The following is a 21169-nucleotide window of genomic DNA, read 5'->3' on the forward strand; positions in this document are numbered from 1 at the left end:
AGTTCAGTCTGGTCCCGCTGTTGAATCCACGTCAAGTAAGGTGCTCGCATGGTCGCGAACCCGCAGCAGCGCACGCGCCGCAGACTCAGCACGGAGGAGCGCAGGGAGCAGCTGCTCTCGGCCGGGGCGCGGCTCTTCGCCCAGAATCCGTACGACGACGTCTGGGTCGAGCGCGTGGCGGAGATCGCCGGGGTCTCGCGCGGCCTGCTGTACCACTACTTCCCGACCAAGAGCGACTTCTTCGCCGCCGTGGTGCAGCGCGAGAGCAGGCGCATGCTGCGCCTGACGGCGGCCGTGCCCGGAGTGCCGGTGCGCGACCAGATCGGCAGGGGCCTCGACACGTTCCTCGCGTACGTCGAATCCCATGCCGAGGGCTTCCGTGCCTTCCACCGCGCGGAGGAGACGGGCGACGCCACGGTCCGCAGGATCTACCGCGAAGGCCTGGCGGCCCACGAGGACCAGATCCTGCAGGCCCTGGCCGCGGACCCCGAGACGGCGTCCACCGCCCACGAACTGCCCACCCTGCGCCTGGCCGTGCGCGGCTGGCTCGCCTTCATGGTGACCGTCTGCCTGGAGTGGCTCGAGGAGCCGGAGCTGCTGCCCCGCGAGCAGGTGCGGGACCTGTGCGCCAGAGCGCTGCTCGGCGCGATCGCGCCCTGAGGCGCCCTCGGGGGTGAGGTTCGGGGCCGGCCGGCTCCTGGTGAGGGCACTTCCTCTTGCGGCACCCCGCCCGCGCGTACGTATACGCAGAGGACCGGGGCCCGAGCGCGACCAGGACCGGGGCCCGAACGCGACCGTGTGGTCAGGCCGCCATCGCCAGGGTCCTCGTCACCGCCACCACCCGTCCGTCCGGCAGCAGTTCGCCGGTGTCGTCGAAGACGATCGTGCCGTTGCACAGCAGGCTCCAGCCCTGTTCGGGGTGGGCGGAGACGACGCGGGCCGCGAGGTGGTCGGGGCTCTCGGCGGGCGGGCACTGGGGCTGGTGGGCGCACATGGCGTACCTCCGGGTGGGGGTCGCGAACCTTGCGCGCGGCCCGGTCTTGTTCGGTTTCTCCTTGTGTGAGTCAAGACTCTGGAGGAGGCATCAACTCATCGCTCGGAGAGGCTACTTGCCACCTCATGCGGGGAGGAAACCGGCCCGGAAGTGCGCCAGGAGTGTGGTACGTGAGGTGGCGTCCCCGTCCGTGAGCCGGCCCGCCGCCCAGAGGAAGAAGTCGTCCCCTTCCGCGTCCATCCCGTCGTACGTCGGGTCGAAGGGGCCGGGATCCGGTGCCGGGTAGAGGAGTTCGAGGGCCGTTCCCCGCGCGCCCTCGACCGTGAAGCGCCGGGTGCCGTTCGGCCCCGTGGACTGATGTGCCGTCACCGTGGCGCAGTCCCAGCGCCGCCCGCCGTACTGGAGCCAGAGAGTCGGCTCCGCCTCGGACGGGTCGGCGTACAGCGCTGCCGTCGCCTCGTCGCCCGCGTGGACGAAGCCGTGGCAGCGGCCGGACGCGGGGGGCGCGGGGGAGAGGAGCCCCGTGCGGGGGTCGAGGGCCCACGTCCGGCCGTGGCGGTCGTAATCCTGGAGCAGCATGGAGGTCAGTCGCGCGGCGGGATGCCGAGTTCCTGGTCGACGGCGGCGCTGGTGCGGGTCGCCGCCTTGATGACCTCGGCCCAGCTGCCGTACTTGGCGAACTGCTGGTCGGCCGTCGGGCCGAGCGGGTTGCCGTACTTCTTCATGTTCCGCTCCTCCAGGGCCCGCACCGCCTCGGGGGTCATGCCCGCTCGGGTGATGTCCTTGGCCTCGTTGCGCATGTCGACGAGGACGCGGGCGATCTCCTCGTCGGAGCGGCCCTCCTCGTGCATACGGTCCGCCACGTGCTCCATGGTGTCCAGCAGCCCGTGGTAGCGCAGCCGTACCTCGCGCGCCCGCTCCCGCTCCTCCGGGCTCATCTGCCGGATCAGGCAGACCGCGGGGTCCTTGCTGGTGCACGGCTCATCGGGTGCGGGCGGCGGGGCCAGCAGCCGGGTGGCGGACGGCGCGTGCTGCACCAGCGCGTCCGCGTGGGCGTGGGCCGGGGCGAGCAGGGTGCCGCTGAGGGTGGTCAGCAGGGGGAGCAGGAAGAGGACCACGAGGCGGGGCAGGAGCCGCGGGGGGATCCGGGGGGTCCGCTTCGTGGCTGGGGCGGTCGGGGCGGTGGGTGCGGTGGCAGCGGCCATGAGAGGGGCACGCACGTAAGAACTCTCCTTCGCCTGGGAGTTGGGGCGAAGGGGACATTACGGCTTGATAACGGCCACGGACGGCCGCCCTCGCGGCGCGTCCGGGTGACGTACCGCGGCTACGTACGGACGACCCCGGTGCGCCCGGGCCGGCCTCCCCACCGCATCCGGCTCACCGCACCGCCCGAACCTCACCGGTGGCCGGCCGCAGGCTCAACGCGTGCAGCGCCAGCTGCATCTCGAACTGCGCCACCGGATCGTGCAGCCGGTCGCCGAACACCTCGTCCAGCTGCCGCAGGCGGTAGCGGACCGTCTGCGGATGCACGGCCAGGCGCGTGGCCACCTCGCTCGCGTTGTGCCCGCACCGCAGCCAGCACAGCAGCGTCTCGGCGAGGCGCTCACGCTGCGGTGAGCGCACCTCCTTCAGAGGCAGCAGATGCCGCTGCGCCAGCGCGTCGATCAGCGCCTCGTCCTGGAAGAGCAGCAGCGTCGCCAGATGGTCGGCGCAGTGCAGCAGGCCCGCACGGGGCAGGATGCCGCGCCGGGACAGCTCCAGGGCGTCCAGCGCCCAGCGCAGCGAACGCGCACCGGCGTGCAGCGCGACCGTGGGACCGATCACCGCGCGCAGCCCCTGGAGCGCTGCGGCGATCGAACGGGCCCGCCCCGGACCCTCCGGGTCGGGCACCACGATGCAGCCGGGCTGCTCGGAGAAGCGCGCCAGGAACTCCGGCGGCACGATGGGCCTGGTGGTCTCCGGGGTGAAGGCGTGGTCGATGACGACGACGGCCACCTCGCGCGGGATGGGCCACTGGGCGGCCTGCGCGAGATCGGCGATGGCCTCCGCCGACGCGGGAGGATCGGCGGTCAGCAGATCGATGAGCCGCGCCCGGCGCTGCTGGAGCTCGCCCGCCGCGTGCAGCCGGGCCTCCGTGTAACCGGCGGTCGTCGCCGCGGCCATCTCGTCCAGGTGCAGGAACAGCGCCTCGCCGAAGGCGGCGAGGACGTGCCGGGGCAGCAGGTCGGCGTCGACCAGGGCGTTGACCCGGCGCCAGGTGACGCGCGCGCCCAGGCGCAGCGCCGACTGGAAGGAGTCGAGGCTGCGGCCCTCGTCCGCCTCGCCCCGCCCGATGTTCTGGTAGGTGGCCTTCACCGACTCCCAGTCGGTGTCCGGGTGGGCCATCCGGGCCAGGAACCCCTCCAGGGCCTGCTCCACACCCCGGTTCACGACATGCATGTACGTGTCGTTCGTCGGGCGTGCGTACTCCGGTATCTCTGTGCGGATGGCCCGCACCACCTCCGATGTGATGTCGTCGAGAAACGGCCTGACGTGATCGTGGAGGCCCGAGGGAAAGGCCCGGAACGCGGCGTACGACTCCTCTGCCGGGGTGCCCGCGGATGCGGGGGCGCCTGCCGGGGGTATACCGGCGGGCAGCGTCGAACCGTTCACCATGGAGTGCTCCCTCTGCGCACGGGGGACAAAGGTTTGGTGAAGACACCGCCGCGGGTGCGCGGCGGCCCATCAAGGACGGACACATGATGCTGCCTCTTGTCGCCCTGGCGACAAGAGGCAGCGCGTGCGAACTTGGTCACGGAAGCAAGCAGTTGCCGAACTCCGGCTTGCCCTCGAAGCGGTCGCCGAGCCACTTGACCGCGTCGTCCTTCGCCAGCTGGTCGGTCGTGAGGTGCTCGCCCGGGTACACCTTCCACTGGGTGGCGATGTTCGCCTTGCAGTACGCCTTGCGCGTGGCGTCCTCGGTCTCGATCGGGATGACCTCCTCCAGCGCGCCGCGGTACTGAAGGACGGGGAAGTCGATCTCGTACGTGGCGCCGGAGCCCGCGCGGCCGATGCCGACGCCGAGCTTCTGCGCGTCGACGACCTGGCCCCACGTCCTGCCGTCCGTGCCCTTGAGCGCGTAGAGCTGCTCGAGGCTCAGCCCGTCCTTGGTGTTGTCCTCGATCTTCTGGCCCGCGAGGGTGGAGATCGTGCCTACCAGACAGTGCGACCTGGCCTTCTTCAGGGTCTCCTTGCCCTGGTCGTTCATGAGCTGCTCGAAGGGCATCTGGGGATGCGCCGATGACAGGCCGAGCACGGCGTCGACCATGAAGCCCGCGAACGGGCCGCCGTTGAGCGCCTTGGCCACCACCTTCAGGTCGCCCGGCACACCGCCGGACGCGTCGCCCACGACGTTGAGCTCAGGAGCGTACGAAGCCGCGAGCTGCGCCGCCCACAGGCTGGCCGCACCGCCTTCCGAGTAGCCCCACAGTCCGACCTTGGTCTTCGGGTCCAGGCCGCTGCCGGGGATCTCGGGCGCGCTGCGCGCGATGTCCAGGAGCGCGTGCCCGGCGTCGGCGCCGGAGACGTACGGATGGGTCTGGCCGTCCAGATAGCCCGCGCCGTCCGTCGCGGCGACGGCGTAACCGGCCTTCAGGAGTGCCGCGACGTTCTCGCCCTCGTACTCGTCCTGGTAGGCGCCCGCGAGCTGCTTGGAGAACGCGCACTGCGAACCGAGCCCCAGTGTGCCCGGGTTGAAGGCCACGACGGGACGGCTGCCCCGCCCCTTCCACTCGGCGTCCGGCACGGCGACGGTGCCGGAGACCGCGACCGCCTTGCCCGTGTTGTCCTTCGAGCTGTACTGGACCTTCCAGGCCCGCATCGGGATGTTGCCCGGCACGTGGGGGAGTGCGGTCTTCCGGCAGGCGATGACGCTGCCGGGGTCGCTCGGGACGCCGCCGGGCACCTGGTAGATCCGTTCGTCCGGGGCGTCGCACGCCGCCGACGCGTCCGGGGCCGCCGCGGCGCCCGCCGTCAGGGCCGGCACGCCGAGACCCAGGCCCGCCAGGGCGACGGCCGCGGTCAGCGCGATCAGCCTCTTCTTCCGTTTCGCTCGTGGCCTGCGCACGGGGGCTCCTTCGTTTCGGGGGGACGCGAGGGGAGAGTGCTGTGCACGCTGTGAAGTTACGGATCGGTAACCGGGCGTTGATAGTCAGTGGAACCACAGCCCGCCGGGCCGGAACTGTGCGTGGGGCACAAGTGACGACCCGCCCTCCTGCGCCACGATCAGGTCATGACCGAGCCACAGGTGACGGCCACGGACCCACGACCGTGGCTCCGCTTCTACGCCGCCGGGGTACCGCACCGCCTGCACGTACCCGACGTCACGCTCCCCGGCCTGCTCGACGCCGCGGCCCGGCGCCACGGCGGCCGATCCGGCCTCCGGGGGCTGCACCGCGCGGTCGGCACCTGCGCCGAAACGCTGCGGACGCGCGGCATCCGGCACGGTGACCGGGTGGCGCTTGTGCTCCCCAACTGCCCGTGGTTCGCGGTGGCGTGGCATGCGGTGCTGCGGCTCGGGGCGGTCGTGGTGGCCATCGATCCGCAGGCCTCGCGGCAGGCGTTGAGGCATCAACTCGCGGATTCGGGAGCGGTGCTGGTCATCGCCGCCGACTCCGCGGGGGAGCGGCTCGATGCGGTGCGCGGCGACACCTGCGTACGCGACGTCATCACCGTGGCGGTCGACGGGGAGTGGCCGGGGCGCGGCGGTCTGCGCAAGCCGGTCCGGTCGTCGAAGTCGGCGGCGGGAGGGCCGGAGTCGGGGGATCCGGCCGTCCTCGCCTATGTCGCGGACGACGGGCCCGCGGCCATGCTCACGCACGCGAACCTCGTCGCCGCGGCCCATCAACTCGCCCTGTGGCACCCGCAGTTGCGTGACGGACAGGAGACCGCTCTGGCCGTCACGCCCCTGTGGCGCCCGCACGGGCTGCTGTTCGGCCTGACCGCCCCGCTGCTCACCGGGACGCGAACCGTCCTGCTTCCGGACCCCGAGCCGCAGGCACTCCTGCGCACGGCACGCCGCAGGAAGGCGACCCTCCTGTCGGCCGACCCCGCCTACTGCCGACGCCTTCTCCAGCGCCCCGCCCACGAGCTGGAGGCCCTGGCCACCGTGCGGACCTGGCTGACCGAGACGCTGGACGCCGAAACCGCCGACCGCATCCGGGACGCGGTCGACGCGGTGCTCGTCGAGGGCCACGGAATCCCGGAGGCGGCGGGCGCCGTCCTCGCCAACCCGCGCGGCGCCAACGCCCGCCCCGGCACGTCCGGCCTGCCCCTGCCGGGCACGGAGGTCCGCATCGGCCAGGAGGGCGCACCGGGGGTCGAGCTGCCGTCCGGGCAGGCCGGTGAACTCCTGGTGCGCGGGCCGCAGGTGTGCGCGGGCTACTGGGGCGACCCGGCGGAGACGGGGCGGAGGCTGCTGCCGGGCGGATGGCTGCGCACGGGGGACGTCGCGGTGCTCGGGCCGGACGGCTATGTGACCGTGCTCGGTGACACCTAGGGCTTCGGCCGCGCCGGGAGCTTCGGTGGCCCCCTGGGTGCCGCGGCGTCACACCCCGCCCGGGAACGCCCCCGTCCGTGACCCGCGCGCCCGCGCGATCGCCTTCGGGGCGCCCGCGGCCACGATCTGGCTGCCCGCCGCGCCGCCTTCGGGGCCCAGGTCGATGACCCAGTCGGCAGCGCGGACGGCGTCGAGATGACAAGACTTCTGTGCCGCTAACCTTCAATTCGGAGGTTCAGCAGCAGTCAGGAGAGGGCCCCATGAGCCGAGCCGGGACGACGCTGCGGCCCGTCGATCTGGCGCGGGCCGCCGGTGTCTCGACCCAGCAGATCCGCAACTACGCCGACGCGGGCATCCTGCCGCCCACCCCGCGTACGCCCGCCGGATACCGCAGGTTCGACACCCGCCACCGCGACGCCCTGCTCACCTACCGCGCGCTCGTCCCGGGCTACGGCCTCGACACCGCCCGGGCGATCATGCGGGCCGTCCACGCGGACGATCTCCCGCTGGCGCTCACCCTCGTCGACGCCGGGCACGCCGCACTGCACGAGCAGCGGCTCTCCCTGCGGACCGCGGGCGAAGCCCTGGAAGCCGTCGCGAGGGAGACCCCGGACGACACCGGGCCGCACGCCACGCCTCCGCGCCTGCGCATCGGTGAGGTGGCCGCCCGCCTCGGTGTGCGCACCTCGGCACTGCGGGTGTGGGAGGCGGCGGGCCTGCTCGCGCCCGAGCGCGAACCGGGCACCCACTACCGCTGGTTCGGCCCCGCCGACGTACGCGACGCCCGCATCGTCAGCATCCTGCGGCAGGGCCACTACCCCCTGCCCCAGATCCACGCCGTCCTCGACGGCCTGCGCGAGACGGGCAGCCCCGACGCGCTCCGGGCGGCCATCGCGCAACGCCTCGCGGGCGTGTCCGCGCGCGCGACCGCCATGCTGGCCGCGTCCGGCCGACTGCACCAGTACGTCACCGCCGCACCGGGCGACGCGTCGTCCCCTTGACCCCGGCGGAGGAGCCCGGACGCCGGTGCCGGGCGCGCCGCCGCAGCGTGACGGCCGTGACCGCGGCCCCCAACAGGACACACGCAGCCGCCAGTTGAAGCCCCGTGTCGTAACCGTCCAGGAAGGCGCTGCGCGGGTCGGCGCCGTCCCGCAGCGCCGAACGTTCCGTGCGGGTGAGGACCACGCCGACCAGGACGACCCCGAACACCCCGGAGATCTCACGTGCCGCGCTCACCAGACCCGAAGCCATGCCGGTGCGCGTCGCGGGGACGTCGGCGACGGAACGTACCGTCAGCGGAGTCGTCAGGGCGGAGCCCGCGCCGATCAGGAGCAGCCCCGGCTGCAGATCCCAGTACTCGGCGTGCAGCCCCGTCCCCGACACCCACACGAGCCCGCCCGCGACCAGGACGAGTCCCCCGGCGATCGACCAGTGCGCCCCCACCGCCTTGGCCGCGCGCTCGGCGAACGGCGTCGTCACGAGCAGCGCGCCGGCCAGCGGCAGAAAGGCAAGCCCCGCCTTGGTGGGGGAGAAGCCGAGCACCCGCTGGAGGTAGAGCGCGGTGAAGAAGAACACGCCGTTGACGCCGATGCCCCACAGCACCTGAGCCGCCGCGCCGCCGCTCAGCGAACGGCTGCGCAGCAGCCGCAGATCCACCAGGGGCAGGAACGTCCGCGACTCCACGACGAGAAACGCGATCCCGGTGGCCGCCGAGAGCCAGAGGCAGAGCGGCACGGGCGGCGTGCTGAAGCTGTGCTCCCCGCCCCGGACCAGTCCGTACGTGAGGAGAAACAGCGAGGTCGTGGACAGTGCCACGCCCGGCAGGTCGAGCAGCGGCAGCAGGCCGTGCCGCACGCGGGTGACGGTGCGCGGGACCGCGGGCACCAGGAGCAGGGCGAGGACGCCGAAGGGAATGTTGAGCAGGAACACCCAGCTCCAGTCCCACCGTTCGGTGACGAAGCCGCCCACCACGGGGCCGAGCGCAAGGGCGACCGCGAGCGCCGCCGTCCACAGGCCGACCGCCATGGCGCGCCTGCGGGCGGGCAGATCGGCGGCGACCACCGCGAGCGAGGCCGGGATGACGAGCGCCGCCCCCACGCCCTGCACCGTGCGTGCCGCGATGAGCGTCCCGCCGCTGTCGGCGAGGGCGGCCGCAAGCGAGGCCGCGGTGAAGACGACGATCCCCGTCGCGAGGACGATCCGGCGGCCGAGCAGATCCGTGAGCCTGCCCCCGGCCGGAAGGAGCGAGCCGAAGCTCAGGACGTAGCTGGTGGCCACCCACTCCAAGTCCGTGACGGTCAGGCCGAGGTCACGCTGGACCGTGGGGAGGGCGACGTTGATCACCGTGTTGTCCAGCGTCGTGATGAAGCCGGCCAGGGCGAGCATCGCCAGAAGAGCGGTCAGCCTGGCCCGGCCCACGTGCGGCTCCCCTCGGTCGCGCGATGCGGTTCCGCTGCCGGATTCTCCGGGGCGCCGACACGTCGCCGCTCCTGCCCGTGACGCCGAATCCCCTGCGGGTGCTTGTCAGTTGAGTGACAGAGGGTGTCAGACGATCTGTCAGCAAGCCGTCTTACTCGCGTGTCACGTCCGGGCGGAACCTGGTGCACCGCTCGTCCCGGTCCCCGCGACGCCCGTTCCGGTCCCCGCGCCGTCCAGTTGGAGCCGCCATGTCCAGTCCCCAGTCCCCTCAGCGGGCCCCTCGGCCGCCCGAAGGCGCCCTGCTGACCGACCACTTGGCGCACTGGGCCGCCGACCGTCCGCACCAGCGCGCCTTCACCTACGTGGAGTTCCCCGACCCGTCCTCACCCGGCCTGCACCACACCCTCGGCTGGCAGGGCCTCGACGTCCGCGCCCGCGCGATCGCCGGACGGATCGCGGCGAGCGCGGGCCCCGGCGACCGGGCGGCGCTGCTGCTTCCGCAGGGCCTGGACTACACGGCGGCGTTCCTCGGCTGTCTCTACGCCGGAGTGATCGCCGTCCCGCTGTTCGGCCCCGAACTACCCGGCCATGAGGGGCGGTTGGCCGCCGTCCTCGCCGACTGCGAGCCTTCGTGCGTCCTCGCCGACTCGGGCACCGCCGCAGGGGTCGAGCGCTTCATGGCCGAGCAGGGGCTGCCGCGCGTGCCGGTGGTCCTGGTGGACCGGCCGAGCGGGAACTCCGCTACCGCCCCCACGGAGCGGCCCGAACTCCCGGAGCGGCTCGAACCGGACGACATCGCCTATCTCCAGTACACCTCCGGCTCCACCCGCAGCCCGGCGGGCGTCGTGATCAGCCACGCCAACGTGGTGGCCAATGCCCGCCAGGCCATCGATGCCTTCGCGGCCGACGCGGCGAGCAGCACGACGGTCGGCTGGCTGCCGCTCTTTCACGACATGGGCCTCGTCCTGAGCGTGGCCGCGCCCGTCGTCGGCGGCTTCCCCTCGGTCCTGATGGACCCGGTCGCCTTCCTGGAGCACCCGGTGCGCTGGCTGCGGCTGCTCGCCGCGTATCCCGGCACGATCAGCGCGGCCCCCAACTTCGCCTACGACTACTGCGCGAGCAGGATCGACCGGGACGAGGCCGCCGAGCTGCGGTTCGACCGCGTCAAGGTCCTCATCAACGGCAGCGAGCCCGTGCGCCCCGGCACCGTCGACCGCTTCCGCGACGCCTTCGCCGAGGCGGGCCTCGCACCCGAGGCGCACTGCCCGGCGTACGGCCTGGCCGAGGCCACCGTGTTCGTGACGACCGACTCGTTCGCCGCACCGCCCACCATCCTGGCGTGCGATCCGCTCGCCCTGTCCGAAGGACAACTCGCCCTACGGGAGCCGACGGACCCGGAAGCCACCCACCTGGTCGCCTGCGGCACCCCGGCAGGGCAGGAACTGCTCGTCGCCGACCCGTCGACCGGCGCCGCACTGGGGCCGGGCGAGGTCGGCGAGATCCTGCTGCGCGGACCCAACGTCGGCCTCTGCTACTGGAAGCGCGGCGGGCTCTCCGAGGAGGTGTTCGGCTTCCGCCCGCCCGGCTCCACGGGCGCGGACGGCGACGCGGGGTGGCTGCGCACGGGAGACCTCGGCGCGCTCCATGAAGGGCGGCTGTACGTCACCGGGCGGCTCAAGGACCTGATCATCGTGGACGGCCGCAACCACTACCCCCAGGACATCGAGGAGACCGTGCAGTCGGCCGTCGATCTCGTACGACGGGACCGGCTCGCCGCGTTCTGCGTGCCCTGGACGGGTACGCAGACCGACGTCCTGGTCGTCGTCGCCGAGCACCGGCGCGGCGCGGAGCCCACCGAACAGGACGCGCTCGCCGCGCTGCGCACCGCCACGGCCGCCGTCTCGGCCCGGCACGGACTGCGCCTGGCCGAACTCCTGCTCATACCGCCGGGCGCACTGCCCAGGACGAGCAGCGGCAAGGTCGCCAGAGCGGCGGGCCGGGCGCGCTACCTGCTCGGCGCCTTCGGCGAAGGGGGCCGGGGCGGCGCGGAGGGCGCGCGATGAGGGGGGAGGCGCACGCGGAGATCCGGGCCGCGATCGTCGAGAGCCTGAGCGCCTGGTACGGCCTGGCGGCCGAGGAGATCGCCGACGACCGCCCGCTGGCGGAGCTGGGCCTGACCTCGCGGGACGCGGTCGTCCTCACGGCGCGCCTCAGCGACCTGGCGGGGACCCGGCTGCCCGCGACGCTGCTCTGGGAGGCGTCGACGATCGGCGCGCTCGCACAGCGCGTGGCGCGCGGCGAACCGGAGCACGGCGGTGCGCCGTCGGAGCAGGTGAGTACCGACCTGCCGTCCGCGCGGGGAGATGCGCCGGTCGCGGTCATCGGCGTCGGCTGCCGGCTGCCCGGCGGCGCCACATCGCCCGCCGCGTTCTGGCGGCTCCTGAGCGAGGGCCGCGACGCCGTGGGCACCGTCGGCGACGACCGCTGGGCGCCCTTCGTGCGGGAGGGCAAGAGCCTGCCGGACGAGATCAGCAGACACGGTGGCTTCCTCGGGGACGGGGACATCGGCGGCGTGGCCGGTTTCGACGCCGAGTTCTTCGGCATCGGCGCGCACGAGGCCACCGCCATGGACCCCCAGCAGCGCATGCTCCTGGAGGTCGCCCGCGAGGCCGTCGACCACGCGGCCCTGCCCGCGCCGTCCCTCGCGGGCACCCGTACCGGCGTCTTCGTGGGCATCAGCGGCAACGAGTACGCCCATCTCACCACCGCGGACCCGGAGTCGGTCGGGGCCTGGACCCCGCCGGGCGCGGCCCTGAGCATCGCCGCGAACCGCCTGTCCTACCTCCTGGACCTGCGCGGCCCCAGCATGGCCGTCGACACGGCGTGCTCCTCCTCGCTCGTCGCCGTGCACCACGCGGTACGCAGCCTCGGCGCGGGGGAGAGCGACATGGCGCTGGCCGCCGGGGTGAACCTGCTGCTCTCGCCGGCGGTGACACTCGGCTTCCAGCGCGCGGGGGCGCTGGCCGCCGACGGCCGGTGCAAGGCGTTCGACGCGAGGGCCGACGGCATGGTGCGCGGCGAGGGCTGCGGCGTCGTCGTCCTCAAGCGCCTCGCGGACGCCGAGCGCGACGGCGACCGCGTCCTCGCGGTCATCGAGTCCACCGCCGTCAACTCGGACGGCCGCTCCAACGGCCTCACCGCCCCCAGCGCGGAGGCCCAGCGCACCCTCCTGGAACAGTGCCACGGCACCGGACCCGCGACCGTGGACTACGTCGAGGCGCACGGCACGGGCACAGCCCTGGGCGACCCCATCGAGGCGTCCGCGCTCTCGGCCGCGCTCGGCGCTGGGCGCGGGCGTGCCGCAGACCAGCCGCTGCTCATCGGCTCGGTGAAGACGAACATCGGCCACCTGGAGGCGGCTGCGGGCATCGCCGGGCTCATCAAAACGGTCCTCGCCCTGCACCACGACGAGATCCCGCCCCACCTGCACTTCACGGCACCGGGCCCGCACGCCGACCTCGACGCACTGGGCCTGCGCGTCGTCACGGGCCCCGAGCCGTGGCCCCGCTACTCGAGCACCGCACGCGCGGGCGTCTCGGCGTTCGGCTTCGGAGGCACGAACGCCCACGTGGTCCTGGCGGAACACCGCGTGCCGCGCGGCGCACGCCCGGCCGCGACCGGCCCCGTCATCACCCTGCTCGACGGCGTGACCGAGGACCGGGTACGCGCGTACGCGGGCGAGTTGGCCCAGTGGCTGACCGGACCGGACAGCCGCGCCGTCCGCCCGGCGGACCTGGCCCGCACCCTCGCGGGCCGCGTGGGGCGGGGCCGCCACCGGGCGGCGGTCGTCACCCGCGGCCGGGAGGAACTGACCACGGCGCTGGCTCGGCTGGCCGGGCGGGAGCCCGACGGGCGGGTGCTGGTCGGGGCGCCCGCGCCCGGGGGCGGCCCCGGGGCGGTGTGGGTCTTCTCCGGGTACGGCTCGCAGTGGGCCGGGATGGGCGGCGAACTCCTCGCCGCGGAACCGGGGTTCGCGGCAGCCGTCGACCGTCTCGAACCGCTGCTGCGCGAGCAGGCCGGCATCTCCCTGCGGGACTGCATGGCCCCCGGCGCCGATCTGACCTCCCCCGACGTCGTCATGCCCGCCCTCTACGGAATGCAGGTCGCCCTCGCCGAGCTGTGGAAGGCGTACGGCTTCGAGCCCGCGGCCGTGATCGGCCACTCCATGGGCGAGATCGCCGCGGCCGTCGCCTGCGGCGCCCTCGACGCGGCCACCGGCGCGCGCGTCGTCGCGATCCGTTCACGGCTCCTCGCCGGACTCACGGGCGGGGCCATGGCCGTGGTGGACCGCCCCGGCGAGCACATCGAGGCCCTGGCCGCCGACTTCCGCACGCTGCAGGTCGCCGTTCACGCGTCTCCCGCGCAGAGCGTGGTCACCGGCTCCGCCGAGGACGTGCGCGGACTCATCGACCACGTCACCCAAGAGGGCGGCTTCGCCCGTTCCCTGCGCGTCACCGGCGCCGGGCACTCGCCCGACGTCGACCCGCTGCTCGCCGACTTCGCCCGCGAGCTCGGCACCGTGCGGCACGCGCGCCCCGGCTGCCGCCGCTACTCCACCGTCCTGTCCGACCCGCGGGACCCGTGGCCCTGCGACGTCGACTACTGGGTGGCCAACCTGCGGCGACCCGTCCGCTTCAGCCAGGCGGTACGCGCGGCGGCGCAGGACGGCCACCGGGTGTTCGTCGAAGTCGCCCCGCACCCCACGCAGTTGCACCCGCTGACCGAGACGCTGCGGGACGCGGGCGCCGAAGGCTCGCTGATCCTGCCGACCCTGCGCCGCGACACGGACGACGCGCTCACCTTCCGTACGTCACTGGCTTCCCTGCTGGTGCGAGGCGTGGGCGTGGCCGGACCACGTGAACGTCTGCATCCCGGTGCGCGCATCGTCGACGTTCCCACGCCGCGCTGGCGCCACCGCCGGTTCTGGGCGGGGGAGGCTCCCGGCCCGCAGGAGGGGCCGCGTCACGCACCGGCGCCCACCCGCGCCTCGGGCCCGCTCGACCGCCTGCGCGGCTGCGTGGCCGACGTCATGGGCTACACCCCGGACCGCATCGACGCCGACACCCCTCTGACCGACCTGGGCCTCGACTCGCTCACCGCGGCACGCATCCGGACCGCCGTGGAGCGGGAGTTCGGGGTGCGGGTGGAGCCCGGGGTGCTGCTGCGGCAGGCGACGCTGAGGGGGGTCGCGGACCTGCTGCCGGATCGTGGGCCCGACGGGCGGGGCGCGGCTCCCGACAGGGCGGCGGAGAAGCCCCGGGCAACGCGCACGGACGGGCCCCTGCGCGTCCTCGCCGACGCCGGGCGCGGCACCCCCCTCTTCCTGGCCCACGCCGCAGGCGGCACCTCCGAGGTGTACGCACGCCTCGCGGCACGCCTGTCCGGGACCCGCCCGGTCTACGGCTTCGACAGGCTGGCCGCCCCCGAGGATCTCCAGCCCCGCGCGGAGCACTTCGCGGAACGCATCCGCGCGCTGTCCCCCAACGGGCCATGGTTGCTGGGGGGTTGGTCCTACGGCGGTCTGCTGGCCCAGGAAGCCGCAAGGCTCCTCACGCCACACGGCACCGTCAAGGCCCTGGTCCTCCTCGACTCCGTACTGCCCCTGCCCGCGCCCCCAGGCCTGAGCCCGGCAGAGGAAGCCCGCCGCCGGTACGCCGATTTCGCCACGTACATAGGCCGTACGTACCGCGCCCATCTCCCGCTGCCCTACGAGCAACTGGCGCGCCTGGACGACGCCGAGCAGATCGCTCTCGTCATGAAGCTGCTCGAGCAGGCCGTCGACCTGCCCCGGGCCGTCCTCGACCACCAGCGCACATCGGCCCTCGACCTGCGCAGCGGCGAACGCCACACACCAGGGCCGTACGCGGGCCGGACGCTGCTCTACCGGGCCACCGAACCGGCCCCGCACACCGTGCGCGACATCCGCTACGAACGGGACGACGCAAGCCTCGGCTGGGACGCCCACTGCACCGACCTCACGGTCACCCCCCTGCCGGGCCACCACCTGTCCCTGCTGGACCCCCCGGTCGTGGACACGCTCGCGGAGCTCCTGGCCCGCGACCTGCCCGACGACTGACCCGGCCCACGACCGCCCCCGCCGACCCCTGACCCGCCCGCCTGTACCCCCGCCGAGAGGACCGCCCCCATGCGTCACAAGCACCGCAGACCACGCAAGAAGCTGGCCGCCCTGGCCGCGGTCGCCGCCCTCCTCGCCACCGGCGGTGCCCTGGGCACCTCCACCGCCCTGGGCACACCCACCGCGGCGCCCGCGGCGGCCCGAGCCGCCGACAGTCCGCGCGTCGTCGGCGAGAAGTGGCTCGACTCCCGCACCGTCGACCTCACCATCGACTCACCCGCCGTGGGCAAACAGCTCCCCGTGCGCGTCATCCTGCCGACCCGCTTCAAGGAACAGCCGGACCGCACCTGGCCCGTGCTCTACCTCCTCCAGGGCGCCCACGACGACTACACCTCCTGGACCCGCGAGACGGACGTCGAGGAGTTCCTGGCCGACAAGGACGTCATCACCGTGATCCCGGCGTCGGGCCCCACCGGCATCCCCACCGACTGGTGGAACCACGGCAGCCCCACCGCACCCGACTACGAGGCCTTCCAGGTCGAGGAGTTGACGGGCCTCCTGCGCGCCACCTATCGCGCGAACGGCACCCGCGCCGTCGCCGGAGTCTCCACCGGGGGCTACGGCGCCATGGCGTTCGCCGCCCGGCACCCCGGCACCTTCGGCGCGGCGGCCTCGTACAGCGGCGTCCTGGACACCACGGCCCTCGGCATGCCGACGGTCATGAACGCCATCGTCGCCCGGGAGCTCCAGCTCCCCTCCGCCCTCTGGGGCAGCCCCTTCCTGCACCGCGAGAACTGGAACCGCCACAACCCCGCCGCCCTGGCCAAGCACCTGGCCGGAACCCGGCTCTACGTCTCCCAGGGCAGCGGCATCCCCAGCAGCGACTTCGGCAACCTGGAAGGGGCGGTCCTGGAGGGCACGCTGTGGGGCCAAGCACACGGTTTCACCCGGCAGTTGGACCGCGCCGGAGTTCCGGCGACGGTCCACTTCTACCGCGGCGGCTCACACGCCTGGCCCTCCTGGCAGCGGGAGTTCAAGGCTTCCTGGCCGACGCTGGCGGCGGGCCTTGGGCTTCCCGCGCAGGCGTCCTGACATCGGCGGACAGGCGGGCGAGGCGCCGCTCGTCCGGCCAGCGCACCGCGCTGGCCCACGAGGCCAGTTCGAAGAGGCGTATCAACCGGGCGCTGGAGTCGATCTGGCCGCGCAGCACCCCGTGCCGGGCGGACGTCGGGTCGGCGTGGTGGAGGTTGTGCCAGGACTCACCGCCGGAGAACGGGGCGAGCCACCACACGTTCCCGGAGCGGTCCCGGACCCGGAAGGGCCGGTCCCCGCTGATGTGACAGATCGAGTTGATCGACCAGGTGACGTGATGGAGCAGACCGATGCGGACGAGCCCGGCCCAGAAGAAGGCCGACCAGGCGGCGCCGGAGTCCCAGGCGCCCTCGCCCCAGAGCCCTCCCGCCACGGCGGGCGCGCCGAACGAGAACAGCACGATCAGCGGCTGCCAGCGCGCCACCAGGGCCAGGTCGCGGTCGGCGAGGAGGTCGGGGACGTACTTCTGCTGGTTGGTCCTGTCGTTGTTGAAGGTCCAGCCGACGTGCGCCCACACCATGCCCTTGAGCAGCGCGCGCACGGAGGTGCCGAACCGCCAGGGGGAGTGCGGGTCGCCCGGCTGGTCGGCGAACTGGTGGTGGCGGCGGTGATCGGCGCACCAGGTGATCGCGTCACCCTCGACGGCCATCGTCCCGGCCACCGCGAGGGCGATCTTCAGGGGGCGGGCGGCCTTGAACGCCTTGTGCGTGAACAGGCGGTGGTAGCCGACCGTGATGCCGTGCACGGCGATGGCGTACATCACCGCGCCGATCACCAGGTCGTGCCAGGTGACGCCCCAGCCCCACAGCACGACGACGGACGCGATCACCGCGACAAAGGGAATACCGACGAACACCCCCACCACGACCCGGTCAGCTGTGCCCATGCGTTCGCCCCAAGCGGCGTTCGCGCTCTCTTCTGCCATGGGTTTCCTCACCTTTCCGTGCGAGTGAGCCGGACATTAGCGAGGGAAAGGGAGAGGCTTCTACTCGAAAAGTGATGACAGGACGGCGATTCGATTGGCGATCCTGGTGAATTGGAGCCGATCTGCTTGTGGGATGCGGGTGTTCCGCCGCAATGTATGAACCCGGAACAGTAGGCACGCACCGCACGAACCCCGACCACCGGACAGCTGTGCCGAAGGAGGAACGTCATGGATGTGCTAGCAGAGGCAGTCGTCGCGGGAGCCGACGCGGACGAACTGCGCCGACTTCCCTTACCCGCCGAATTCACCGCCGCGCATCTGCGCAAGGAAGACGTGGAGAGTTTCACGGGGGTGGCGGACAAAGACGTCCGAAAAACACTCCACGTGGGATCAGTGCCGATGCCCGAACTCGCCCCGGACGAAGTCCTGGTGGCCGTCATGGCGAGCGGGATCAATTACAACACCGTGTGGTCGGCGATGTTCGAGCCGATATCCACCTTCTCCTTTCTGCGGCATTTCGGCGCGAAAGGCGGCTGGGCGGCGCGGCACGATCAGCCGTATCACGTGGTCGGTTCGGACGCGGCCGGCGTGGTCGTCCGTACGGGCGCCGGGGTGCGCCGCTGGAGCGTCGGCGACGAGGTCGTGGTCACCCCCGCCTACGTCGACGACGAGGAACCTGCGACCCACGCCGACGGCATGCTCGGCGACTCCCAACTGGCCTGGGGCTTCGAGACCAACTTCGGTGGACTCGCCCACTACTGCGTGGCCCGCGCGAATCAACTCATCGCCAAATCACCCAAGTTGACCTGGGAAGAGGCGGCAGCCAACCCGCTGTGCGCGGGCACCGCCTACCGCATGCTGGTCAGCGACCGCGGCGCGCGGATGACCCAGGGCGACATCGTGCTGATCTGGGGCGCGGCGGGCGGCCTCGGCGCGTACGCCGCGCAGCTCGTGCGGGGCGGTGGCGGCATCGCGGTGGGCGTGGTCGGCAGCGAGGAGAAGGCGGAGCGTGCCCGCGCCTTCGGCTGCCACGCGGTGATCAACCGCGCCGAGATCGGCCTGACCGGCACCGCTCCGGCCGACCCGGCGGCGGTCGGCAAGAAGCTCGGCAAGCGGATTCGCGCCGAGGTGGGGGAGGACCCGCACATCGTGTTCGAGCACGTGGGGCGGGCGACCTTCGGGGTCTCCGTCTTCGTCGTCCGCCGGGGCGGCACCGTCGTCACCTGCGGATCGAGCACCGGCTATCTCCACGAGTTCGACAACCGCTACCTCTGGATGCGCCTCAAGCGTGTCATCGGCAGCCATGGAGCCAACCTCCAGGAACAGGCCGCCGTGGCGCGTCTGCTCGACCTCGGTCACATCCGGTCCGCCCTGTCGGTGACGTACGACCTGAGGGACACCGCCGAAGCCGCCCGCCTCGTCCAGGCCAACCGGCACACCGGGAAGGTCGGCGTCCTGGCGCTCGCGCCCCGGGCCGGGCTGGGCAGGAGGGGCGTGGCATGAGGCGTTGACCTGAAGTTTGGTCGAGGTTCTACGGTCGAGTTGTTCGCGGGGCGCACCCGCCCCGCGGCGACCTTCAGGACCGCAGGGCCCTACGACTTCAGGAGACACCGATGACCACGAACGAGCAGCTGAACCGCCGCGACGTCCCCGGCCGTTACCGGTACTCCGTGATCCCGCACGTCATGGTCGACGGCGCGGCGGCCGCGATCGACTTCTACGCGGAGGCTTTCGGCGCCAAGGAGCTCTTCAAGCTCCAGGCGCCGGACGGGCAGGTGATGCACGCCGAGATCGAGATCAACGGCTCGGCCCTGATGCTGGGAGATGCCGCGGGCGTGTTCACCTCTCCGTCGGGAGCGGGTGGCCCGTCGGTCGCGCTGCACGTGTTCGTCGACGACGTGGACGCCCTCGCCGACCGGGCCGTCACCGCGGGGGCGGAGCTGCTCCAGCCGCCGACGAACATGTTCCACGGCGACAGGACCGCGATCCTGCGCGACCCCTACGGGCACGTCTGGGTCTTCCTCACGCACCTGGAGGACGTGTCCCCGGAGGAGATCGTGAGGCGCGCGGCCATGGTGTGAGGGTGTGACCGCTGCCCGGTCATGGCCCGTGAGCGCATGACCGGGTGCGGGCGTACGGGCGTATGGGCCCGGCTCAGCGGACCGTCACATAGACCACGGGCGAGATGGCGCCGCCGCCGACGATGCGCAGGGAATTGCGGCCCTTGAGGCCGAGCTTGACCCGCATGTTGTACGCACCGGAGCGTGCGGTGTACACCGACGCGGGCAGCGACACCCAGCGCTTGCCCTGCTTCTGCTGAAGCGTGACGCGCGTACCGGCGCGCATGTGGTGGCCGACGCCGTAGATGCGGAAGTCGTGCCACGCCCGCACGCTGCCCACGGTCGACTTCGCCGTCAGCGTCGGGCGCGGAGCCGCGGTCACGGCGGCCCCGGGTGCGTGCGAGGAGTGCGGGCTCACGGCGCCGGCGCCGGCCACCGCGGGCCCCGCCAGGACGGTGAGGGCCGCGATTCCCGCCACCGACACCTGCTTCAGCTTCAACCGGTTCACGGTCAACGTCTTGTCTCCATCTCTCTGTTGATTTCTCGCTTGGTCGCTTTGCCGAGAAAGCTCTGCCAGCCGCCCGCGGGCTGCTCGCCCACCTGAAGTCCGCGCAGCCTGGCGAGGACGGCCGGGTCCTGGACGTCGAGCCAGTCGACGAACTGCCGGAAGGAGACGAGGCGTACGTCCTTCTTCCCGGCCATCCCCTTGAGGGCTTCTTCGACGGCGTCCATGTAGATGCCGCCGTTCCACTCCTCGAAGTGGTTGCCGATGAAGAAGGGGGCACGGTTCGTCTCGTACGCACGCCGGAAACCGGCGAGATACGACTGGGTCGCCTGGGTGCGCCAGCCGGGATAGTTGTACGAGGGCGCCCGCGTCGAATTCTTCGACTGGTTGGCCAGGACGTTGTAGTCCATGGACAGGACCTCGAAGCGGTGCCCGGGGAACGGGATCTGCTGCAACGGCAGATCCCACACCCCCAGGCGTTTCTCCGGCCACCGCTGCGATCCGCCGGGGGACGAGGAGTCGTAGCGCCAGCCCCGTTCGCGGGCGACGGGCAGCAGATTGTTCCGGCCGAGGAGGCAGGGCGTACGGCCGCCGACGAGTTCCTTGTCGTAGTCGAAGGGCAGTGACGGCAGATCGGTCCAGCCGGTGTTCGTGCGCCATTCCTTGACGAAGCCGGCGGCCTGGTCGATTTCGCTCTGCCATTGCGCGGGTGTCCAGTGGGCGACGCTTCCGGTGCCGGTGCAGAAGTGTCCGTTGAAGTGCGTGCCGATCTCGTGGCCTTCGAGCCAGGCCTGGCGGACGTACTTCAGCGTCTCCTTGATGTGACCGTCGGTGAGATAACCGATGTCGGACGCGCCGACCGCGTTGTTCGGCGGCTTGTAGAGCCGCTTCTTGGATTCGGGAAGGAGATAGAGCCCGGAGAGGAAGAACGTCATCTTCGCGTCGTGGTCCTCGGCCAGCTTCAAGAAGCGCGGGAAGAGACCGTTGCCGACCTCGCCCGCACCGTCCCAGGAGAAGATCACGAACTGCGGGGGCGTCTCACCCGGCTCCAGGGGGACAGGGGAGTCCGGCTGCATCGGCTGCTTGCCCGTGAACGCCGTCGAACCGTCGCCGATCGGACGCGCCGGTGCCTGCTTCAGCTGCGCGCCGTGCCGTCCGCCCTCTCCCTCGTGCCCGTGCCCCTGCGCCGCCCCGGAGGGCGACGGGGACGCCGAACCCTTGGATACACGCTCCTCGGCACCGCACCCGGCAAGGCCCACGCCCGCTGTCACCGCAAGTCCGAGCCCCAGCGCGTGCCTTCGGCCGACCGAGCGCATACCCACTCCGTTCACTCGCTTCCTGGTCTCACCATGTGTAGACCGCAAGAAGATGAACGAATCAGATGACGGTATGTCTTTTGCCGGATTTGACCCGAAAAGGGCAGTTGCTGGGGGTGTGGTAGATGGGGCGCTGGGCTGCTGGTCCGACCGGTCGGTGACGGAGCGTTAGAACTGATGGCCCATC

At 72.4% G+C, this 21169-nt stretch carries 17 protein-coding genes; 8 read left to right on the forward strand and 9 right to left on the reverse strand.

Annotated elements, in window-relative coordinates:
- Positions 1 to 48 precede the first annotated feature (48 nt).
- Positions 49 to 660 (forward strand): TetR/AcrR family transcriptional regulator, encoded by a 612-nt coding sequence (locus tag ACZ6ZP_RS14110; protein ID WP_351156867.1) that lies wholly within the window; start codon positions 49 to 51, stop codon positions 658 to 660.
- Between the two features lie 142 nt (positions 661 to 802).
- Here the strand turns inward: ACZ6ZP_RS14110 and ACZ6ZP_RS14115 are convergent, their stop codons facing one another.
- The 5 genes from ACZ6ZP_RS14115 to ACZ6ZP_RS14135 all read right to left on the reverse strand — a co-directional run bounded on the left by ACZ6ZP_RS14115 (position 803) and on the right by ACZ6ZP_RS14135 (position 5099).
- Entirely contained in the window at positions 803 to 994 is a 192-nt protein-coding gene (locus tag ACZ6ZP_RS14115; RefSeq protein ID WP_351156864.1) for a DUF5999 family protein, read from the reverse strand.
- A 123-nt stretch (positions 995 to 1117) separates the two neighbouring features.
- Positions 1118 to 1573 (reverse strand): hypothetical protein, encoded by a 456-nt coding sequence (locus ACZ6ZP_RS14120; RefSeq protein WP_469406877.1) that lies wholly within the window; start codon positions 1571 to 1573, stop codon positions 1118 to 1120.
- Positions 1574 to 1578: 5 nt separating this feature from the next.
- Positions 1579 to 2214, reverse strand: a complete 636-nt coding sequence (locus tag ACZ6ZP_RS14125; protein WP_351156858.1) for a hypothetical protein — start codon at positions 2212 to 2214, stop codon at positions 1579 to 1581.
- A 157-nt stretch (positions 2215 to 2371) separates the two neighbouring features.
- Positions 2372 to 3649: a PucR-like N-terminal domain-containing protein gene (locus ACZ6ZP_RS14130; RefSeq protein WP_351156856.1), complete on the reverse strand. Its 1278-nt coding sequence runs from the start codon at positions 3647 to 3649 to the stop codon at positions 2372 to 2374.
- Between the two features lie 136 nt (positions 3650 to 3785).
- Positions 3786 to 5099, reverse strand: coding sequence for a lipase family protein (locus tag ACZ6ZP_RS14135; RefSeq protein WP_351156853.1), 1314 nt, complete (start codon positions 5097 to 5099; stop codon positions 3786 to 3788).
- Between the two features lie 165 nt (positions 5100 to 5264).
- On the opposite strand from ACZ6ZP_RS14135, the gene ACZ6ZP_RS14140 reads away from it, so the two are divergent.
- Together ACZ6ZP_RS14140 and ACZ6ZP_RS14145 are read left to right on the forward strand one after the other, a co-directional pair.
- Positions 5265 to 6530, forward strand: a complete 1266-nt coding sequence (locus ACZ6ZP_RS14140) for an AMP-binding protein (protein ID WP_361464021.1) — start codon at positions 5265 to 5267, stop codon at positions 6528 to 6530.
- Between the two features lie 260 nt (positions 6531 to 6790).
- On the forward strand, positions 6791 to 7531 hold the full coding sequence (locus tag ACZ6ZP_RS14145; RefSeq protein WP_469406879.1) for a MerR family transcriptional regulator: 741 nt from the start codon (positions 6791 to 6793) through the stop codon (positions 7529 to 7531).
- On the opposite strand, the gene ACZ6ZP_RS14150 is transcribed toward ACZ6ZP_RS14145, so the two are convergent.
- Positions 7497 to 8948, reverse strand: coding sequence for an MFS transporter (locus ACZ6ZP_RS14150; protein WP_469406880.1), 1452 nt, complete (start codon positions 8946 to 8948; stop codon positions 7497 to 7499). The two genes, ACZ6ZP_RS14145 and ACZ6ZP_RS14150, sit on opposite strands and share 35 nt — an antisense overlap.
- A gap of 248 nt (positions 8949 to 9196) precedes the next feature.
- Between ACZ6ZP_RS14150 and ACZ6ZP_RS14155 the strand changes: the two genes are divergently transcribed.
- The 3 genes from ACZ6ZP_RS14155 to ACZ6ZP_RS14165 all read left to right on the forward strand — a co-directional run bounded on the left by ACZ6ZP_RS14155 (position 9197) and on the right by ACZ6ZP_RS14165 (position 16176).
- Positions 9197 to 11011, forward strand: coding sequence for a fatty acyl-AMP ligase (locus ACZ6ZP_RS14155; protein WP_469406881.1), 1815 nt, complete (start codon positions 9197 to 9199; stop codon positions 11009 to 11011).
- Positions 11008 to 15084, forward strand: coding sequence for an alpha/beta fold hydrolase (locus ACZ6ZP_RS14160; RefSeq protein ID WP_469406882.1), 4077 nt, complete (start codon positions 11008 to 11010; stop codon positions 15082 to 15084). The genes ACZ6ZP_RS14155 and ACZ6ZP_RS14160 overlap by 4 nt, the downstream gene beginning before the upstream one ends.
- A gap of 69 nt (positions 15085 to 15153) precedes the next feature.
- A complete protein-coding gene (locus tag ACZ6ZP_RS14165) occupies positions 15154 to 16176 on the forward strand; it encodes an alpha/beta hydrolase (RefSeq protein ID WP_469406883.1) in 1023 nt (340 codons plus the stop codon).
- Here ACZ6ZP_RS14165 and ACZ6ZP_RS14170 read toward each other — a convergent pair.
- Positions 16118 to 17101, reverse strand: coding sequence for an acyl-CoA desaturase (locus ACZ6ZP_RS14170; RefSeq protein WP_361464009.1), 984 nt, complete (start codon positions 17099 to 17101; stop codon positions 16118 to 16120). The genes ACZ6ZP_RS14165 and ACZ6ZP_RS14170 overlap by 59 nt on opposite strands.
- A 228-nt stretch (positions 17102 to 17329) precedes the next feature.
- Between ACZ6ZP_RS14170 and ccrA the strand changes: the two genes are divergently transcribed.
- Positions 17330 to 18604: a crotonyl-CoA carboxylase/reductase gene (ccrA, locus tag ACZ6ZP_RS14175; RefSeq protein WP_366464167.1), complete on the forward strand. Its 1275-nt coding sequence runs from the start codon at positions 17330 to 17332 to the stop codon at positions 18602 to 18604.
- Positions 18605 to 18714: 110 nt separating this feature from the next.
- A complete protein-coding gene (locus ACZ6ZP_RS14180) occupies positions 18715 to 19182 on the forward strand; it encodes a VOC family protein (RefSeq protein WP_351156827.1) in 468 nt (155 codons plus the stop codon).
- Positions 19183 to 19255: 73 nt separating this feature from the next.
- On the opposite strand, the gene ACZ6ZP_RS14185 is transcribed toward ACZ6ZP_RS14180, so the two are convergent.
- Entirely contained in the window at positions 19256 to 19669 is a 414-nt protein-coding gene (locus tag ACZ6ZP_RS14185; RefSeq protein ID WP_351157962.1) for a hypothetical protein, read from the reverse strand.
- 2 nt (positions 19670 to 19671) lie between these two features.
- Positions 19672 to 20982 (reverse strand): polysaccharide deacetylase family protein, encoded by a 1311-nt coding sequence (locus ACZ6ZP_RS14190; RefSeq protein ID WP_351156824.1) that lies wholly within the window; start codon positions 20980 to 20982, stop codon positions 19672 to 19674.
- Between the last annotated feature and the right edge of the window lie 187 nt (positions 20983 to 21169).

Source organism: Streptomyces sp. NPDC054047 (assembly GCF_055585065.1).

Bases quoted from the DNA above. Each gene is read 5' to 3' on its own strand.
- ACZ6ZP_RS14110 (WP_351156867.1), top strand. From the start codon at position 49: ATGGTCGCGAACCCGCAGCAGCGCACGCGCCGCAGACTCAGCACGGAG.
- ACZ6ZP_RS14115 (WP_351156864.1), bottom strand. From the start codon at position 994: ATGTGCGCCCACCAGCCCCAGTGCCCGCCCGCCGAGAGCCCCGACCAC.
- ACZ6ZP_RS14120 (WP_469406877.1), bottom strand. From the start codon at position 1,573: ATGCTGCTCCAGGATTACGACCGCCACGGCCGGACGTGGGCCCTCGAC.
- ACZ6ZP_RS14130 (WP_351156856.1), bottom strand. From the start codon at position 3,649: ATGGTGAACGGTTCGACGCTGCCCGCCGGTATACCCCCGGCAGGCGCC.
- ACZ6ZP_RS14140 (WP_361464021.1), top strand. From the start codon at position 5,265: ATGACCGAGCCACAGGTGACGGCCACGGACCCACGACCGTGGCTCCGC.
- ACZ6ZP_RS14145 (WP_469406879.1), top strand. From the start codon at position 6,791: ATGAGCCGAGCCGGGACGACGCTGCGGCCCGTCGATCTGGCGCGGGCC.
- ACZ6ZP_RS14155 (WP_469406881.1), top strand. From the start codon at position 9,197: ATGTCCAGTCCCCAGTCCCCTCAGCGGGCCCCTCGGCCGCCCGAAGGC.
- ACZ6ZP_RS14160 (WP_469406882.1), top strand. From the start codon at position 11,008: ATGAGGGGGGAGGCGCACGCGGAGATCCGGGCCGCGATCGTCGAGAGC.
- ACZ6ZP_RS14165 (WP_469406883.1), top strand. From the start codon at position 15,154: ATGCGTCACAAGCACCGCAGACCACGCAAGAAGCTGGCCGCCCTGGCC.
- ACZ6ZP_RS14170 (WP_361464009.1), bottom strand. From the start codon at position 17,101: ATGGCAGAAGAGAGCGCGAACGCCGCTTGGGGCGAACGCATGGGCACA.
- ccrA (WP_366464167.1), top strand. From the start codon at position 17,330: ATGGATGTGCTAGCAGAGGCAGTCGTCGCGGGAGCCGACGCGGACGAA.
- ACZ6ZP_RS14180 (WP_351156827.1), top strand. From the start codon at position 18,715: ATGACCACGAACGAGCAGCTGAACCGCCGCGACGTCCCCGGCCGTTAC.
- ACZ6ZP_RS14190 (WP_351156824.1), bottom strand. From the start codon at position 20,982: ATGCGCTCGGTCGGCCGAAGGCACGCGCTGGGGCTCGGACTTGCGGTG.